Origin of the sequence: Pseudonocardia nigra, from assembly GCF_019396355.1 — a bacterium.
GTDB lineage: Bacteria > Actinomycetota > Actinomycetes > Mycobacteriales > Pseudonocardiaceae > Pseudonocardia > Pseudonocardia nigra.
Genome location: NZ_JAHKRK010000050.1, coordinates 1 through 16,570, shown reverse-complemented (window position 1 = coordinate 16,570; position 16,570 = coordinate 1). Strand labels below are relative to the sequence as shown.

The 16,570-nt window shown below is 74.5% G+C and carries 17 protein-coding genes, 1 other RNA gene and 2 pseudogenes; 11 read left to right on the top strand and 9 right to left on the bottom strand.

The features are described 5' to 3' along the window. Positions 1 to 153: 153 nt before the first annotated feature. Complete coding sequence (locus KME75_RS15210; protein WP_219415387.1) at positions 154 to 645, bottom strand: low molecular weight protein-tyrosine-phosphatase; 492 nt, start codon at positions 643 to 645, stop codon at positions 154 to 156. On the opposite strand from KME75_RS15210, the gene cobC reads away from it, so the two are divergent. The 4 genes from cobC (at position 637) to KME75_RS45885 (ending at position 5,089) form a co-directional block, all read left to right on the top strand. Next, positions 637 to 1,698, top strand: a complete 1,062-nt coding sequence (gene cobC, locus KME75_RS15205) for an Rv2231c family histidinol phosphate aminotransferase CobC (protein ID WP_246632141.1) — start codon at positions 637 to 639, stop codon at positions 1,696 to 1,698. The genes KME75_RS15210 and cobC overlap by 9 nt on opposite strands. Beyond that, complete coding sequence (locus KME75_RS15200; protein ID WP_219415382.1) at positions 1,695 to 2,843, top strand: Nif3-like dinuclear metal center hexameric protein; 1,149 nt, start codon at positions 1,695 to 1,697, stop codon at positions 2,841 to 2,843. The genes cobC and KME75_RS15200 overlap by 4 nt, the downstream gene beginning before the upstream one ends. Positions 2,844 to 3,044: 201 nt before the next feature. Next, on the top strand, positions 3,045 to 4,025 hold the full coding sequence (locus KME75_RS15195; RefSeq protein ID WP_219415374.1) for a Gfo/Idh/MocA family protein: 981 nt from the start codon (positions 3,045 to 3,047) through the stop codon (positions 4,023 to 4,025). Between the two features lie 2 nt (positions 4,026 to 4,027). Beyond that, on the top strand, positions 4,028 to 5,089 hold the full coding sequence (locus KME75_RS45885; protein ID WP_219415372.1) for a zinc-binding dehydrogenase: 1,062 nt from the start codon (positions 4,028 to 4,030) through the stop codon (positions 5,087 to 5,089). A gap of 82 nt (positions 5,090 to 5,171) precedes the next feature. On the opposite strand, the gene KME75_RS15185 is transcribed toward KME75_RS45885, so the two are convergent. Further along, on the bottom strand, positions 5,172 to 6,680 hold the full coding sequence (locus tag KME75_RS15185; protein ID WP_219415371.1) for a glycosyltransferase: 1,509 nt from the start codon (positions 6,678 to 6,680) through the stop codon (positions 5,172 to 5,174). A gap of 179 nt (positions 6,681 to 6,859) precedes the next feature. On the opposite strand from KME75_RS15185, the pseudogene KME75_RS15180 reads away from it, so the two are divergent. Further along, a pseudogene (locus tag KME75_RS15180) lies at positions 6,860 to 7,525 on the top strand (nitrilase-related carbon-nitrogen hydrolase); the annotation flags it as partial. Between the two features lie 30 nt (positions 7,526 to 7,555). Here the strand turns inward: KME75_RS15180 and KME75_RS15175 are convergent. Then, positions 7,556 to 7,693: a hypothetical protein gene (locus tag KME75_RS15175; RefSeq protein ID WP_219415369.1), complete on the bottom strand. Its 138-nt coding sequence runs from the start codon at positions 7,691 to 7,693 to the stop codon at positions 7,556 to 7,558. Positions 7,694 to 7,729: 36 nt separating this feature from the next. On the opposite strand from KME75_RS15175, the gene KME75_RS15170 reads away from it, so the two are divergent. Beyond that, the gene (locus KME75_RS15170; protein WP_219415363.1) at positions 7,730 to 8,107 is read left to right on the top strand and encodes a VOC family protein; all 378 of its coding nucleotides are present in this window, start codon (positions 7,730 to 7,732) and stop codon (positions 8,105 to 8,107) included. A 46-nt stretch (positions 8,108 to 8,153) separates the two neighbouring features. Continuing rightward, positions 8,154 to 9,284, top strand: a complete 1,131-nt coding sequence (locus KME75_RS15165; protein WP_219415362.1) for an acyltransferase family protein — start codon at positions 8,154 to 8,156, stop codon at positions 9,282 to 9,284. Positions 9,285 to 9,288: 4 nt separating this feature from the next. Here the strand turns inward: KME75_RS15165 and KME75_RS15160 are convergent, their stop codons facing one another. Together KME75_RS15160 and KME75_RS15155 are read right to left on the bottom strand one after the other, a co-directional pair. Beyond that, positions 9,289 to 10,098 (bottom strand): alpha/beta hydrolase, encoded by an 810-nt coding sequence (locus tag KME75_RS15160; RefSeq protein ID WP_308282797.1) that lies wholly within the window; start codon positions 10,096 to 10,098, stop codon positions 9,289 to 9,291. Then, positions 10,095 to 10,415 carry an adenine nucleotide alpha hydrolase family protein gene (locus KME75_RS15155; protein ID WP_219415361.1) on the bottom strand — a complete coding sequence of 107 codons (321 nt, stop codon included), beginning with the start codon at positions 10,413 to 10,415 and terminating at the stop codon, positions 10,095 to 10,097. Before KME75_RS15155 ends, KME75_RS15160 begins: the two co-directional genes overlap by 4 nt. Before the next feature lie 330 nt (positions 10,416 to 10,745). Here KME75_RS15155 and KME75_RS15150 point away from each other — a divergent pair, with 330 nt between their 5' ends. Further along, positions 10,746 to 11,483, top strand: coding sequence for a zinc ribbon domain-containing protein (locus KME75_RS15150; RefSeq protein WP_219415359.1), 738 nt, complete (start codon positions 10,746 to 10,748; stop codon positions 11,481 to 11,483). Positions 11,484 to 11,485: 2 nt separating this feature from the next. Next, a complete protein-coding gene (locus tag KME75_RS15145; RefSeq protein ID WP_219415441.1) occupies positions 11,486 to 12,592 on the top strand; it encodes a bifunctional RNase H/acid phosphatase in 1,107 nt (368 codons plus the stop codon). Positions 12,593 to 12,604: 12 nt separating this feature from the next. On the opposite strand, the gene KME75_RS44940 is transcribed toward KME75_RS15145, so the two are convergent. Next, entirely contained in the window at positions 12,605 to 12,838 is a 234-nt protein-coding gene (locus KME75_RS44940; protein WP_308282795.1) for a TSUP family transporter, read from the bottom strand. Next, positions 12,820 to 13,365, bottom strand: coding sequence for a TSUP family transporter (locus KME75_RS15140; RefSeq protein ID WP_308282794.1), 546 nt, complete (start codon positions 13,363 to 13,365; stop codon positions 12,820 to 12,822). Before KME75_RS15140 ends, KME75_RS44940 begins: the two co-directional genes overlap by 19 nt. 283 nt (positions 13,366 to 13,648) lie before the next feature. Here KME75_RS15140 and KME75_RS15135 point away from each other — a divergent pair, with 283 nt between their 5' ends. Together KME75_RS15135 and rnpB are read left to right on the top strand one after the other, a co-directional pair. Beyond that, positions 13,649 to 14,197, top strand: a complete 549-nt coding sequence (locus KME75_RS15135) for an AMIN-like domain-containing (lipo)protein (protein ID WP_219415357.1) — start codon at positions 13,649 to 13,651, stop codon at positions 14,195 to 14,197. Positions 14,198 to 14,399: 202 nt separating this feature from the next. Further along, positions 14,400 to 14,808: RNase P RNA component class A (rnpB, locus tag KME75_RS15130), an RNA gene on the top strand. Positions 14,809 to 15,019: 211 nt separating this feature from the next. Here rnpB and KME75_RS15125 read toward each other — a convergent pair. Next, entirely contained in the window at positions 15,020 to 16,135 is a 1,116-nt protein-coding gene (locus KME75_RS15125; protein WP_219415356.1) for a tyrosine-type recombinase/integrase, read from the bottom strand. 196 nt (positions 16,136 to 16,331) lie between these two features. Beyond that, positions 16,332 to 16,570, bottom strand: a pseudogene (locus KME75_RS15120) (ISAs1 family transposase); the annotation flags it as partial.

The following is a 16,570-nucleotide window of genomic DNA, read 5'->3' as shown; positions in this document are numbered from 1 at the left end:
CCGCCAGCCTGTGGCGACTCGCGGACCCAAGGCCGCTGACGATCTCCGTGACTCGCGCGTCGGAATCGGGCGACTCGCGGGTCGGAATCGGGCGACTCGCGGGTCGGAATCGGGCGACTCGCGGGTCGGGAACGGGCGACTCGCGGGTCGGGGTCACGGCTGCTCCCGCACCCACTCCAGGAGGCCGGGCATCGCCGCGCGGATCATCGCGAGCACCCGGCCGAAGCCGTCTTCGTCGCCGTAGTACGGGTCGGGCACCTCGGCGCCGGGCGGGGCGTCGGGGTCGAACGAGCGCAGCAGCCGCACCCGGTCCGGTTCCGGGACCATCGCCTGCAGTGCGCGGCGGTGGGAGTTGTCGAGCGCCACGATGAGGTCGGCCCCGAGCTGCTCGGCGTCGACCTGCCGCGCGACGTGCGCGTCCGGGTAGCCCTCCGCCTTCAGCAGCGCGGCGGCCCGGTCGTCGGCCGGCGAGCCGACGTGCCATCCGCCGGTGCCCGCGCTGGTCACGCGGACCCGGTCGGCCAGCCCGGCGCGTTCCAGCTCGTGGACGAACACCTTCTCGGCGATGGGGGAGCGGCAGATGTTGCCGGTACAGACGAACACGACATGCACCGGCCCACCGTAGGCTGTGCCCTCATGGATCATGCGCCGGACGACGGGTTGGCGCTGCGCCACCACGGCGACGTCGACGCCGAACCGGGACTCGTGGACTTCGCGGTGAACGTCCAGGGCAGCCGGCCGCCCGCCTGGCTGCGCGACCGACTGGTCGCGACGCTGGACGAGCTGGCCCGCTACCCGGCGGCCGCCCACGACGCCCGCGCCAGGGAGGCGGTGGCCCGCCGGCACGGCCGGCGCCCCGACGAGGTGCTGGTGCTGGCCGGCAGCGCCGAGGGGTTCGCGCTGCTGCCCGCCCTGCGCCCGCGGCTCGCCGCCGTGCTGCACCCGGGGTTCACCGAGCCGGAGGCGGCCCTGCGCGACGCCGGGGTCCCGGTCGTCCGCGTGCTCACCGACGAGGCCGACGGCCACCGCCTGCACCCTGCGGCCGTGCCCGCGGAGGCCGACCTCGTGGTCGTCGGCAACCCCACCAACCCGACGGGCGTGCTGCACCCGGCCGCCGACGTCCGGGCGCTCGCCGCACCGGGCCGCGTGCTGCTGGTGGACGAGGCGTTCGCCGACGCGGTCCCGGGCGAGCCGGAGTCGCTCGCGGGCCAGCGCGCGCCCGGCCTGCTCGTCTTCCGCAGCCTCACCAAGACCTGGGCGCTCGCGGGGCTGCGCGCCGGGTACGCCCTCGGCGAGCCGGGGCTGTTGGCCCGGCTCGCCGCGCCGCGGCCACCGTGGCCGGTGTCCACGCCCGCACTGGAGGCCGTCATCGCCTGCACCGCCCCGTTCGCCGTCGCCGAGGCTCACCGCGCCGCCGAACGGCTCGCCGCCGAGCGCGCCGAGCAGGCCGCGGCGCTCGCGGCCGTTCCCGGCGTCACGGTGCTGCCCGGCCGCGCCCCCTACCTGCTGCTGCGGCTGCCCGACGGACACGGCGAGCGGGTGCGCAACGCCCTGCGTGCGGCCGGCATCGCGGTCCGCCGCGGCGACACTTTCCCCGGCCTCGGGCCCGACCACGTCCGGGTCGCGGTGCGGCCCCGCGCGCAGGTCGAGCTCCTCGTGGCGGCGCTGGCCGACGCGCTGACGGAGGTGGCGGCATGACCGCCCCCACCCTCGGCGACGTGGTCGCCGCGCTCGAGGCCGCCTACCCGCCTGCTCTCGCCGCCGACTGGGACGCTGTCGGGCTCGTCTGCGGCGACCCGGCCGAGCCGGTCTCGTCGGTGTTGTTCGCGGTCGACCCGGTGCCGGACACCGTCGACGAGGCCGTGACGGGCGGCGCGCAGCTGCTCGTCACCCACCACCCGCTGCTGCTGCGCGGGGTGCACGGCGTCGGCGCCGACACCCCCAAGGGGGCCCTCCTGCACCGGCTCATCCGGTCCGGCACGGCACTGTTCACCGCGCACACGAACGCCGACTCCGCCGACCCCGGCGTGTCCGACGCGCTCGCCGCCGCGATCGGGCTCGACGTCACCGGCCCCCTGGTCGGGGCGCCCGCCGAGCCGCTGGACAAGATCGTCACGTTCATCCCGGTCGGGCCCGCGATCACGGCCGTGCACGACGCGCTGTCCGCGGCCGGGGCGGGCAACGTCGGCAACTACAGCCACTGCTCGTTCGCCACCGCGGGCACCGGCCAGTTCAAGCCGCTCGAGGGCGCCCAGCCGGCGATCGGTGAGGTCGGGAGCCTGGAACGGGTCGCCGAGACGCGGCTGGAGATGGTGCTGCCCCGCGGGCGGCGGGTCGCCGTCATCGCCGCGCTGCGGGCCTCGCACCCCTACGAGGAGCCCGCGTTCGACGTCCTGGAGCTGGCCGAGCTGCCCTCGCCGCGCGGGCTCGGGCGGGTCGGCACCCTGCCGGAGCCCGAGCCGCTCGCCGCGTTCACCGAGCGGGTCGCCGCGGCGCTGCCGGCCACGGCCTGGGGTGTACGGGCCGCGGGCGACCCAGAGCGGATGATCGAGACGGTCGCGGTGTGCGGTGGTGCGGGCGACTCCGCCCTCGGCGCCGCGATCGGGGCGGGCGTCGACGCCTACGTCACCGCCGACCTGCGCCACCATCCCGCGTCCGAGCACCTGCTCGCGGGCACCCTCGCCGGGCGGCCCACCCCGGCACTCGTCGACGTCGCGCACTGGGCGTCGGAGTGGCCGTGGTGCGCGCAGGCCGCGGACGTGGTGCGCGCGGCGTTCGGCGGGAGCGTCGAGGTGCGGGTGTCGCAGCGGCGCACCGACCCCTGGACGGTCGGGGCCGGGTAGCTGGTGCGGCGGCCACAAACGTTCACCGGGTCCTCGCGGGCCAGGACGACGCCTCGCTGCGTTGCCCCCCGCACCCGAGTACGCCCGGTACGAGGGTGCGGGGACGCCTTGCGACGCGCCGCCCTGATCCCGCGATCACCCCGGCAACGTTCGTGGCCACCGCACGAGTTTCGACCCGCGCGCAGCAGGTACCTCGCCCGTGTGCACCCCAGGGAGGACGTCCGCTGCCGGGTCGGATTCGTCGGGACGGGCGGGGTCGCGGCGCGGCACGCCCGCATCCTCGGCGGGTTCGACGACGTGGAGCTGATCGCGGCCACCGACGTCGACGCCGGGCGGGCCGCCGACTTCGGCCGCACGCACGGTGCCGCACCCGTGGCCGATGTGCCGGCGCTGCTGGACCGCGGCGTGGACGCGGTGTACGTCTGCGTCCCGCCGTTCGCGCACGGCGAGCTGGAGCGGGAGCTGGCCGCCGCGGGCGTCGCGCTGTTCATCGAGAAGCCCCTCGGCTGCGACGTGGGCGCCGCCGAGACGGTCGGGGCCGTGCTCGCCGAGGCGCGGGTCGTCGCCCGCGTGGGTCACCATTGGCGCTGCGGGGAGCCGGTGCGCCGCGCCCGTGAGCTGCTCGCCGACCGTCCGGTTCGGGTCGTGCGCGGGTCGTGGCTGGACAAGGTTCCGCCGGTGCCCTGGTGGGTGGACGCCCGGCGCTCCGGCGGGCAGGTCGTCGAGCAGGCGGTGCACGTGCTGGACCTCGCCCGGACGCTGGTCGGGGAGGTGCAGGAGGTGTACGCGGTCGCCGGGCCGTGCCGGGCCGCGGAGCCGGAGGAGCGCACCGTGGACGGCGCCACCGCGGCCGTGCTCCGGTTCGCCGACGGCGCGGTGGGCACCCTCGACGCCACGTGCCGGCTCGGCTGGAAGCACCGTGCGGGCCTGGAGATCGTCACCGACGACCTCGTGCTCGACGTGACCGAGGAGGGCGTCACCGCCCGCGACGGCGACGGCTTCCGGCACTTCCCCGCCGACCCCGACGTCGCGAAGGCCGCGGCCGACCGGGCCTTCGTCGACGCCGTCCGCAGGGCGGCGGACGTCGACGGGCTGCCGGACTACGCCGAGGCACTGCGCACCCACCGGCTGGCGTGCGCCGTGGCGCGCTCGGTCGCCTCCGGCCGGCCCGAGGGGGTGTGAGGGTGGGGGGACACCGGGCCCTGGTCGTCGAGCGGGCCGAGGTGGCCGCGGTGCGGGAGGTGCCCGAGGGGGAGGGGCCCCTCCCGGTCCGGACGGTCTACAGCGGGCTGTCGGCGGGCACCGAGCTCGCGTTCTACACCGGGAACCATCCGTCCCTGCACACGTCGTTCGACCCGGAGCTGGCGCTGTTCCGCACCGACCGCGCGGCCGTCGGTTACCCGATCACCCGGCTCGGCTACATGGAGGTCGGCCTTGTCCCCGACGGCGGACTCGTGGCGATGACCTACGGCCACCGCACGGCGTATCTGGCCGACCCGCTGCGGGACCGGATCGTCCCGCTGCCGCCGGACCTCGACCCACTGCTGGGGATCTACGTGGCACACATGGGCCCCATCTGCGCCAACGGCCTCCTGCACGCCGCGGCCGAGGTGCACGGCACCGACGTCCGCGACCTCGGCGACGGCGTGCGCGGCCGCCGGATCGCGGTCGTCGGCGGTGGGGTGGTGGGCCTGCTCACGGGGCTGTTCGCGCGCCGGCACGGGGCCGGGGAGGTGGTGGTGCTCGACCCGACGCCCGACCGGCGCGCCGCCGCCGAGCGCCTCGGGCTGGGCGTACTCGACCCGGAGGTGGGCGACCCGGCGGTGGTGCTGAAGACCCGGTGGCGGCACGGGCCGGGTGACCGCGGCGCCGACGTCGTCTTCCAGTGCCGCGGCCGGGCGGCCGCGCTCGCGCTGGCCCTGCGGCTGCTGCGGCCGCAGGGCACGGTCGTCGACCTCGCGTTCTACGTCGACGACGCCGCGGCGGTGCGGCTGGGCGAGGAGTTCCACCACAACGGCCTGGGTGTGCGGTGCGCGCAGATCGGCCGGGTGCCGCGCGGGACGGCGCACGTGTGGGACCGGGAGCGACTGTCGGCGGAGACGATCGGGGTGTTGCGCGCCGACGGCGCCGCGGTGCGCGAGCACGTCGTCACCGATGTGGTGCCGCTCGACGAGGGACCGGCGCTGCTCGCCGACCTCGCCGCGCACCGGCGCCACGTCATCCAGGCCGTCTTCGCGTTCGACTAGCGGCCCCGAAGGTGTGGCAGCAAGGTGGCCTTGCTGCCACTGGACGGCAGTATGGCCACCTTGCTGCCACCCTGGCGGGGCACTATCCGGTCGATCCCGCCCGGCTCAGCCGGTGCGTCCCTCCGTTGCGGGCCGCGGCCAGGACCCGCTGGTAGAGCCGCAGGTAGCGCTCCGCCATCCGGGCGGGGGTGAACCGCCGCGCCGCGTCGCGCCGGCCCTCGTCGGGGTCGTGGCGGGCGGCCTCGCCGACCGCGGCGGCCAGCGCCTCCTCGTCGCCGGGCTCGACCAGCAGCCCGGTGCGCCCGTGCTCCACGAGCTCCGGCAGGCAGCCCCGGCGGAACCCCACGACCGGAGTGCCGAGCGCGAGCGACTCGACCACCGCCGTGCCGCCCGGCTCCTCCCATTCGATCGGCAACAGCGCCGCGGCCGCGGAGGCGACGAGCTCGTCGCGCGCACCGGCGACCACCGTGCCGAGCCAGCGGACCCGGCGGCCGTCGACCAGCGGCTCGACGTGCTCGCGCCAGTAGCGGACGTCGGGGTTCGGGTCGTCCGGGCCGACGGCGGCCAGCTGGTCGGGGGTGTGATGGGGGCCGACCGGCCCGGCGAGCACCAGGTCGCGGCCGATCCGGTGGGCGACCCGGGCGGCGATGTGCTGGCCCTTGCACGGGGTGATCCGGCCCAGGGTCACCAGGTGCCCGGCCTTCGGCGGCGCGGGGCGGCGGTCGGCGCGGACGGCGAGCGGGGTCGCCAGGTGCACGTGCCCGACGCTGAGCGCGCGGAGGGCGGGCGGCGCGGTGGTGAGCTGGTTGAACGAGACCCCGTTGACGAACAGCCGGCCGCCACCGTCGACGTTGCCGTAGAGCTCGGGGTGTTTGGCCAGGTCCCAGTGCAGCGTGTGCAGCACCGGCGGGGCGTCCGCGCCCATCGCGGCGAGGACCGTGAGCCCGAACGCCTCCTGGTGGTCGTGCACGAGGGTGATGTCGTCGCGGCTCCGCACCTCGCACACGACCCGGTGCAGGTGTGCCGCCGCGACCCCCATGACGCGGTTGAACGGGCGCTGCAGCTGCGCGAACTGCCCGTCCGGATAGACGGAGACGAGCTCGTCCACCGGCAGCTCGCTGCTGCCGACGCCGGCCAGGACCACCCGCACCCCGCGCCGGCGCAGCTCGGGGACGAGCGCGGCCACGACGTTCTCGATGCCGCCGTAGCCGTGGGGCGGGACCGCCAGCCACGGCCCCGCGTTCATCAGCACGGTCATCGTCACCGAGCAGATGTGCCCGTTCGAGGGACGGCGAACCGCGCCGGGATGCCGGAACGGCCGGGCGATGTCGTCGACGACCTGGGCGGGCAGCGACGCCACCAGCTCCGCGACCTGCTCGGGGGAGAGCCGGAACCTCTCGGGCTCCCAGCCGTCGAACCGCGCGGAGTACTCGCGCACGGCCGCGTCCCCGCGGGTGCGCACGTCGTCGATGATCGTCCGGACGCGCTCGGCGACGTCGGTTCCCGACCGGCCGCCGGCCCGGGTGGGAACGGCCTTCGCAGCACCGACGGTCCCCAGATGATGCCGCCGGTGTCGTCGCGGCCGAGGCACCCGCGGGCACCGAAAGCGCGTCGAGACGCTCCCGTCGCCGCCCGTGTTGAGGCGCACCGCCCAGCGCCCGGCCTTCGCCGTGAGGATGGCGGCCGGCCGCGGCGCGCGCCTCGTCGTCCTACCCGAGCTCGCGGCCTGCGGCTACGTGTTCCGGGACGCCGCCGAGGCGCGCGGCGGCGCAGGGGCTCGACGGCCCCACCGTCAGGCTGCTCCGGTCGCTGTCGCGGGAGCTGGGGTGCGTGCTCGTCGCGGGTTCGCCGAGCTCGGCACCGACGGCGAGGTCTACAACTCGGCCGTCCGTCGAGGACGGCCGGGTGCGGCACTGCTACCGCAAGGCGCACCTGTGGGGGCGCGAGCCCGAGCTCTTCCGTGCGGGCACGCAGCCGCCGGCCGTCGTGGAGACGGCGGTGGGCCGGATCGCGGTGATGATCTGCTACGACCTCGAGATCCCGGAGTGGGTGCGCATCGCCGCGCAGGCGGGTGCCGAGATCGTCGCGGTGCCCGCCAACTGGCCGTGGGAGCCCCGCCCGGCCGCCGAGCGTCCCCTCGAGGTGATCAAGGCGCAGGCGGCCGCGGGCGCGTATCGCGTGCACGTCGTCGTGGCGGACCGCTGCGGGCGGGAGCGCGGGGTCGACTGGATCGGTGGGAGCGTCATCTGCGCGAGCTCGGGCTACCTGCTGGCGGGCCCGGCCACCGCGGCCGGGGAGACGGCCGCGAGCGCCGTCCTCACGGCGGGGTTCGATCCGGCCGCGGCCCGGGTCAAGGCGCTCGGGCCGGACAACCATGCGTTCGCCGACCGCAGGCCCGAGCTCTACGCCGAGGACGGCTCCGCCGCGGGAGGCTGACCCGTCCCGCGGGCCGGCCGACCCTCGGTCTCAGGTGAGCTGCTTGACGTACCGGTGCGCGGCAACGCGGATCCGCCCGCTCGACCCCTCCGCCCGGCGCTCGAACAGGCCCTCGTCGACCCACCCGTTGTGCTCGTTGCACGAGCCCTGCTGTCGGAGTAGAAGCATCGTCGGGTCCCCACGCGGCGGTGGAAGGAGAGAAGGATGCGCAAGGTAGTGCATTTCGAGATCCCGGCGGACGACGTGGCCCGGGCGAAGGAGTTCTACGGCTTCACCTTCGGGTGGCAGCTGCAAGACATGCCGGAGATGGAGTACACGATCGTTCAGACCACCGACGTCGACGAGCAGACCCAGATGCCGACCGAGGCGGGGGCGATCAACGGCGGCCTGATGCGCCGGACCGGGGAGACGCCGTCGCCGGTGATCACCATCGATGTCGACTCGGTGGACCAGGCGCTCAAGCAGGTCGAGGCCGCGGGCGGGCGCGTCGTGCGCCCCAGGACCGAGATCCCCGGGATGGGGGCGTTCGCCTACTTCACCGACACCGAGGGCAACACGCTCGGCCTGTGGGAGAACGCCTGATCCGCACGCCGGGGTGATCGCCTGCGCCGGGAGGGAGGTGGCGACGGTGGGGGCCACGGCGGTGCTGCGGGCGGCGAACCGATATCTCGACCGGGCCGTCGCGGTCACTCCCGCATCGCGGGACCGCGCCGTCGACCTGTTCCGGGCGTTCGGCATCGCCGTGGTCGTCGTGTGGCACTGGGCGCTGTCGGTCACCCACCGACAGGACGGCCGGTTCGTGATGACCAGCCCGATCGACGCGGTGCCGCTGGCCTGGCTGGCCACCTGGGTGCTCCAGGTGATGCCGGTGTTCTTCCTGATCGGGGGATTCGCCAACCTCGCCCGGTGGGACGGGGTCGCGGGGGACGCCCGCGCGTTCCTGCGTCACCGGTTGGACCGGCTGCTGCGGCCGTCGGCGGCGTTCCTCGCGGTGTGGGCCGTCGTCGAGGCCGTGCTCCTCGCGGTGGTTCCCGGCTACCCGGGGGTGTTCTCCTACGGGCTGATCGTCGTCACCCCGCTGTGGTTCCTTGCCGCCTACGTCGGCGTGGTACTGCTGGTGCCGCTCACCGCCCGGGCGCACCGGCGGGCGCCGGTGGCGGCCGTCGCGGTGCTGGGCGCGGCCGTGGTCGCGGTCGACGCCGCGCGGTTCGGCGCCGGGCCGGCGGCCTTCGGCCTGGTCAACAGCGTCCTCGTGTGGGTGTTCGCGCACCAGCTCGGCTACCTGTGGCGGGACGGGATTCTCGCGGCCCGACACCGGCGGTGGGCGACCGCCGGGGCCGGGCTGGCCGGGCTGGTCGTCGTGGTGTCCCTGGACCCCTACCCGCGCTCGATGGTGGCCACCGTGGGGGCCGAGCTGAGCCACATGTACCCGACGACGGTGGGCGTCGCGGTGCTCGCGGTCTTCCAACTCGGTGTGGTGGTGCTGCTGCACCCCGTCCTGACGCCGTGGTTGCAGCGCCGCCGGGTGTGGAAGGCCGTGGTGGCGATCAACTCGGTGGCCGTGACCGTGTTCCTGTGGCACACCACTGCACTGCTCGCGACGCTGGCCGTGGTCGAGGTGTCCGGGCTCCCGATCCATTCCGAGCCCACCGCGGCGTGGTGGGCGCAGCGGCCCCTGTGGCTGCTGCTGCCCGGGACCGTGCTGGCGGGGATGGTGGCCCTGTTCGCCCGTGTCGAGCTGCGCGGGCGGCTGCGCTGAAGCGTCAGCGCGTGCTGACCTCGACCACGGCCTCGACGACCGCCGGCCCGCTCACCAGCGCGGGGTCGTTGTGCCGCGCCCCCGGCAGCTCGACGTAGAACGCGCCTGCGGCCGCGGCGACGGCGCGGCTCTGCTCGACCGGCACCACCTCGTCGGCCCCGCCCGCGACCACGGCGACCGGTACCCGCACCGACCGCAGGTGTTCGCGGAGCGGGAACCGGTCCCACAGGAGCGCGCGGACCGGGAGGAACGGGTAGACGTGTGCGCCGACGTCGGCGAGCGAGGTGAACGGGCTGCGCAGCACGAGCCCGCCGACGGGCCGCTCGGCCGCCAGCCGGGTCAGGACGGCGCCGCCGAGGCTCTCGCCCAGCAGCACCAGCTCTGCTGGGTCGACGCCGCGGCCCTCGACGAGGTACCGGTACGCGGCCCGGACGTCCGCGGCGAGCCCCTCCTCACTGGGCGAGCCGGGGTTGCCGCCGTAGCCGCGGTACTCCACCAGGAGCACGTCGAAGCCCTCGGCGGCGAGCGCCTGGGCGAGCGGCACCCGCAGCGCGCGCGAGCCGGCGTTCCCGGGCGCCACCAGGACCGTCGTGTACCGCGGCGGGCCGGTCGCGGGCGCCCACCAGGCCGTCAGTTCGAGCCCGTCGACGGTGCGCAGCGTGATGTCCTCGCCGCCGGCGAACACCGCCGCCGCCGGAACGTCGGGCACCCCGAACGGCAGGTAGATCAGCCGCCGCTGGAACCCCCACGCCAGCGCGACGAGCACCAGCAGGAGCACGACGACGGCAGCCGAGACGCGGACGGCCGTGCTCACCGCTCGGTGCCCGTGTTCACTCCGCAGGCTCCGCTCATCCCGGTCTCCGCTCGGCGACCACGAACCCGTCCTGCTCGACGGGCGCCTCGACCACGACGTCCACCTCGCGCGGCCAGCTCGGCGGGGCGCAGGTCGAGGGTGCGCAGCGGCAAGCCGAGGGCTTCGGCCTGGGCCTGCACCACTGCGTGTGGAACGCCGGGCACCGGCACCCGGCGCGTCGCGGCGTCCAGGGTCGGGAGGAGGCCGACGACGTCCACCGCGAATGCGCTGTCCTTGCCCGACGAGCAGCCGGCCCAGCTGCGGGTGGGGTTCGCCATCGTCACGAACCTACCCCGAGTCGTCCGGACATCCGGGAGCTGCGGACGCTCGGCCCCTCCGCCCGGTGCTCGAACGGTCCCTCGTCGACCCACCCGTTGTGCTCGGGAACCGCTGCGCCCGACTGTTGGCGGCGAGGACGGGTGCCCATCCCGATTCTGGCCGTGACGGACTCCCGGCACGCCGCAGGAGCGTCGGGCAACTGCCGGACGCGGTCCGCACACCGCTCCTGCGGCGTGGCCGGGGTCGCGCCCACGGCGCCGGGCGGTAGCGTCGAGGTCCGCGTCTCGCTGCGGCGCACCGATCCCTGGACCCCTCGGAAGGACGCACCCGTGAAAGCCGATCCCGCCGCCCTGCGGAGGCTGCTCGACCTCGCCGGGGTCGACGCCGAGCTGTCGCGGCTCGCGCACCGCCGCCGCACCCTGCCCGAGCACGCCGAGCTGACCGGGGCCGAGACCGCGGTGCGCACGGCGAAGGACAAGCTCGTCGAGGTGGAGACCGCGGCCGGCGACCTGGACCGCGACATCCGCCGCATCGAGCGCGACGTCGAGGGGGTGCGGGCGCGCACGGCCCGCGACAACCAGCTGCTCGCCGGCGCCGGGATCGGGGCGAAGCAGGCCACGGAGCTGCAGCACGAGCTGGACACGCTGGCGCGGCGGCAGCGGGTGCTCGAGGACGAGCAGCTCGAGGTGATGGAGCAGCGCGAGGCCGTCGGCATCGACGTCGAGCACTCCCGCGAGGCCCTCGCCGCGGCCGAGCAGAAGCTCACCGACCTCACCGAGCGCCGCGACGCCGCGCTCGCCGACATCGACGCCTCCGAGGCGGGCCGCCGCCGGGACCGGGAGGGGATCGTCGCCGACGTTCCCGCCGAGCTGCTCGCCGCCTACGACAAGCGGCGCGAGCAGCGCGGGATCGGTGCCGCACAGCTGGTGGCGCGGCGCTGCCAGGCGTGCCGGCTGGAGCTGGACCGCACCGCGCTCGCCGAGCTGCGCGGCGCGGCGGCGGACGAGCTGGTGCACTGCGCCGAGTGCGGCGTCATCCTCGTGCGCATGAAGGAGTCGGGGCTGTGAAGGTGATCGTCGAGGCCGACGGGGGCTCCCGCGGCAACCCCGGACCGGCGGGCTACGGCGCGGTCGTGCTCGACGCGGCCACCGAGGAGGTGCTCGTCGAGCGGGCCGAGGGCATCGGGGTCGCCACCAACAACGTGGCGGAGTACCAGGGGCTGATCGCGGGGTTGCGCGCCGCGCTCCAGCTGGGTGCCACCGACGTCGAGGTGCGGATGGACTCCAAGCTCGTCGTCGAGCAGATGTCCGGGCGCTGGCAGGTGAAGCACCCGGCGATGAAGCCGCTCGCGCTCGAGGCGGGCAGGCTGATCCGGGAGCTCGGCTCGGTGCAGTTCGGCTGGATCCCGCGGGCCCGCAACGCCAAGGCCGACGCGCTGGCCAACCAGGCGATGGACGCGCAGGCGGGGGTGGCGCCGGCGGCCCCGGCCGCGTCCGCCCGCGTCGAGCCCGCCTCGACCCGGCCCGCCTCCGCAACCTGGACGGGGCAGGTGGGCGAGCCGACGCGGTTGCTGTTGCTGCGACACGGCCAGACCGAGCTGTCGGTGCAGCGGCGCTACTCCGGGCACGGCGACCCGGAGCTCACCGATCTCGGGCACCGGCAGGCCGCGGGTGCGGCGGCGCGGCTCGGGGCGGTGCCCGGGATCGCCGCCGTCCTCAGCTCACCGCTGCGGCGGGCCCGGCAGACCGCCGCGGCCGTGGCCGAGGCGACCGGGGCGCCCCTCGTCGTGCGCGACGGGCTGATCGAGACCGACTTCGGTGCCTGGGAGGGCCTGACGTTCGCCGAGGCCCGCGAGCGTGATCCCGAACTGCACGCTTCATGGCTCGGCTCGGAGGAGATCGCCCCGCCGGGCGGCGAGAGCTTCGCCGCGGTGGGCACGCGGGTCGAGGCCGAGCGCGCGGCGATCGTCGAGGAGTACCCGGCGGCCACGGTGGTGGTGGTCAGCCACGTGACGCCGATCAAGATGCTGCTGCGGGACGCCCTGCAGGGCGGGCCGGGCATCCTATACCGCCTGCACCTGGACCCGGGCAGCCTCTCGGAGGCGAGCTTCTACCCCGACGGCGGCGCGAGCGTACGGCTGGTCAACGACACCAGCTTCCACCCCGGCGAGCGTTGACACTCGCTCCGCTCACTCCACGAGCAGGTAGATGCCCACGGCGACCCCCAGCACCACCACGCACCAGCGCAGCACCCGGTCCGGGAGCCTGCGGGCCAGCTTGGCGCCGAGGAACCCGCCCGCGAGGGTGGTGGGGGCGAGCAGGGCGACGGACAGCCAGTCCACCGGCGCGCCGATCGAGAAGATCACGACCGTGACGGTGGCGATCACCAGCGACAGCAGGCCCTTCAGCGCGTTGAGCCGCACGAGACCGTCGTGGGCGCACAGCGACAGCGTCGCGATGAGGTGACGCCCAGCGCGCCACCGAAGTAGCCGCCGTAGATCGCGGCGACGAACACGGCGGGCAGCAGCGCGGCGAGCCGGTCCGGTGAACCGATCTCCGGCGACCCGATCCAGCGCTTGATCCACGGCTGCAGCGCGAGCAGCGCGCTGGCGAGCAGCACCAGCACCGGAACGACGGTGTTGAACACCGCACCGGGCAGCACCAGCAGCAGCGCGCACCCGATGGCGGACCCGACGACGGCGACGGCCGCCGTCAGCAGGATGCGGCGGCGCTGACCTCGAAGGTCGTGCCGGGCCCCGATGACGATTCCGGCGTAGCCCGGCCACTGCGCGATCGAGTTGGTGACGTTCGCCGCGAGCGGCGGGAACCCGACCGCGAGCAGCGCCGGGAACACCAGCAGGGAGCCGCCGCCCGCCACGGCGTTCACCCCTCCCGCGAACAGACCCGCGAGGAGCAGGAACACCAGCGATACCGGGGACGCGTCGACCACGACGAGCCACGCTATCCGGCCGCGTCCCCACCGGCCCCGTGGTGGGGTCCGGGTCACGTGCCGGGCGGCGGGGGAGGATGGAGGCATGGCCGACGAGGACGACGGCGGGGACCCGGTGTGCTGGCTCGACCGGCTGTGCCCCGAGTGCGGAGCCGTGCCCACCGAGGACGAGCCCGAGCGGTGCTGGCGGTGCGGTGCAACGGAACGGAAACGTGACACAACCTGAGAGCCCGACCACACGTCCTCAGGTTTGTGAATGTTCCCGGCTCCTGAGGAGGCCGCCATGTCCCGCACCATCCGCGTACTGCTCGTCGCGCTGCTCGCCCTCGCCGGGGCCGCGGTCGCTGTGCCCGCCTCGGCGGCCACCGCGTGTGCGACGCCGTGGGGCAGCCTCCCGGAGTCCGCGTCGCTGCTGGGTCGCGGCGCGGTCGTCGACGTCCGCAGCGGGCGGCACGCCTGCTTCGACCGGCTCGTGTTCGAGGTCCGCGGCCCCGCCGCCGGCTACTCGGTGCAGTACGTGGGCCAGGTGACCCAGGACGGCTCCGGAGCCGTGGTGCCGGTGCCCGGGGGTGCGCGCCTGCAGGTGGTCCTGCACCACCCGGCCTACGACGACCGGGGCAACTCCACGCTGCCCGGCGCCCGTCCCGGCCGGTCGCTCGAGGACGTGCGCGGCTACTCCACACTGCGGTCGGTGATCTACGCCGGCAGCTTCGAGGGCCAGACGACGATCGGTGTCGGGACGCGGGCGCGCCTGCCGTTCCGGGTGTTCACGCTGGACGGGCCCGGTGACCGGGACCGGATCGTGCTGGACGTCGCGCACCGCTGGTCGTGACGGCACGCCGGGGCGGCGGCCGGGTGACCGGCCGCCGCCGCAGCGCGTCCGCCGATCCGTGGCGACCGGAACCCCGTCGATCAAGGCGCTGATGTCGCTGTGACAGATCGACAAGGGACGTCAGTGCCTTGATCAGCGGCTTTGCCGGCTGTGTGCACCGCTGATCGCCCCCATGGCCACCCGCGTACAATGTCCCTGCGGACGAGCTGGCCGGGCGACCGCGTCGACGGTTCATCCGAACCGCCGCCGAGGAAAGTCCGGACTCCGCAGGGCAGGGTGGTTGTCAACGGCAACCCGGGGCGACCCGCGGGACAGTGCCACAGAAAACAGACCGCCCCGCACCCAGGTGCGGGGTAAGGGTGAAACGGTGGTGTAAGAGACCACCAGCACCCCGGGTGACCGGGGTGGCTCGGTAAACCCCACCCGGAGCAAGGTCAAAAGGTTCGCGTCCTCCGGGACGGGAGCTGCGCAGGCGTTCGAGGGCGGCCCGCCCGAGCCTGCGGGTGGACCGCTCGAGCCCGCCGGCAACGGCGGGCCTAGATGGATGGTCGCCGAACGGAGCGCCGCAAGGCGCCCGGGAACAGAATCCGGCTTACAGGCCAGCTCGTCCGCCCCGGGCCTCTGACGTGCGGAAACGTCTCTGAAGATCGCTTCCATGGCGCGCACATGGCGCAGGATTCCGGAGCGTTCAGTTTGATCATGAGTGAGCCCCCGTTGGGCACGACCAGCCGATGGTCACCGAGCGTGACACCTACGGGGTGCCTCGCCGCCGTCGGGGTGCTGACCCCCCCGTGCAAGGACCGGGTAGGCCGCGCTCGTGGCCTATGGCATAGGTCCTTCGCGGAAGTGCGTCCGACTCGAGCTCCTGGCCCCCTCGTGAGGGGCTGCGGGACGGGCGGCGCGCAGCACGGAGTCGATGGCGTTGCGCGTGCGGTCCTCCGAGTCCGGCCAGAGGTGAGCGTAAGTGTCGAGGGTCTCGGCCGCGGTCGCATGTCCGAGGCGGCGTTGGACGGTCTTGACGGATTCGCCGTGCCGGATGAGCAGGGAGGCGTAGTAGTGCCGCAGGTCGTGGAAGCCGGTTCCGCGGCGTGCTCCTGCTGCGGCGACGGCCGGTCGCCAGACCTCCCGGGAGAATCTGGTCCGGCTGATGGCGCGGCCGTCGTCGTCGGTGAAGACGAGCCGGTCGATGTGCTGCACGGGAAAGCTCCGGAGGTGCTGCCGAAGGGCATCCACGACGACGCCGGGCAGCGGGATCGTCCGATAGGAGGCCGAGGTCTTCGGCGGCCCGAGGAACGGCTCGCGGTGGGGGAGCAGGAGGAGTTGCTGGTCCACGCGCAACGTGTGGCGGTCGAAGTCGATGTGCTCGTCGTCGAGTCCGAAGCACTCGCCCTGGCGCAAGCCGGTTCCGGCCCCAAGGAGGACGATGGCCCGATAGCGTTCGGGCACCGCCTCCGCCAATGCGTGGACGGTCGAGGTGCTCAGGGGCATCACCCCGATCGGACGCTTCTTCGGGAGTCTTGTGCTGTCGCATCGCGAACCGCCGACGAGGCGGCCGACGAGGCGGTCTCGCACCGCGGCCTTGAATATCGCGGCGACGATGCCGTGTATGACTTGGACCGTGGCCGGTGACAGTCGCCGGCTGAGCGTCGTAACCCAGCCTTGGATCTCACTCGGCCGGATCGTGGAGAGCCGCCGATCGCCGAAGTAGGGGTAGGCGTGCCGGCGCAGGTTGGTCTCGACACGTGCTCGTGTCGTCGGGCGATGGACCTGTGCCTCGCGCCACGCTTCCGCGTACTCGCTGAAGGTCGTCGGATCATTGGGATCGACGTAGGTGCCGCGCACGACGTCCGCGCTGATGGTCGCCAGGAAGCGTTGGGCGTCGACTCGCCTCTCGAACGTCTTCTTGCGTTGCCGGCCGGCCGGGTCGCGCCACCGCACGTCCCGGGACACGCCGCCGTCCCGGCTACGGCGATGGATGCTGCCCATTCTCGTTCGGCCTGATCAGGCGGCGCCGTCGTCCTGAGCAGCGAACCAGTCGCGAACATCGCGGGGGTCATATCGCACGTATCGCCCGACCCGGCGGCCCCGCAGGGCCCCGGCGTTGTTGATCTTTGTCCGGTTTGGTCGGATTCAGTTAGATGCCGTACGCGGTGAAGACGTCGTCGCGGTTGAGGAGGTCTCGTCGGGCGTGGGCGATGTTGGCGCGGTCGGCGAGGCGGAATGTGGAGATCGCCAAGTTTCGGAAGACGGCGAGGGCTCCTGGCAGTGTGCCGGTCCTGACCTGGGACAGGTCTTCCCGGAATGTCACGTCACGTGTCCAGTGAAGACGGTTTTCCACGGTCCAGTGCTGGCGCTCGTAGCAGTTGAGGTGCT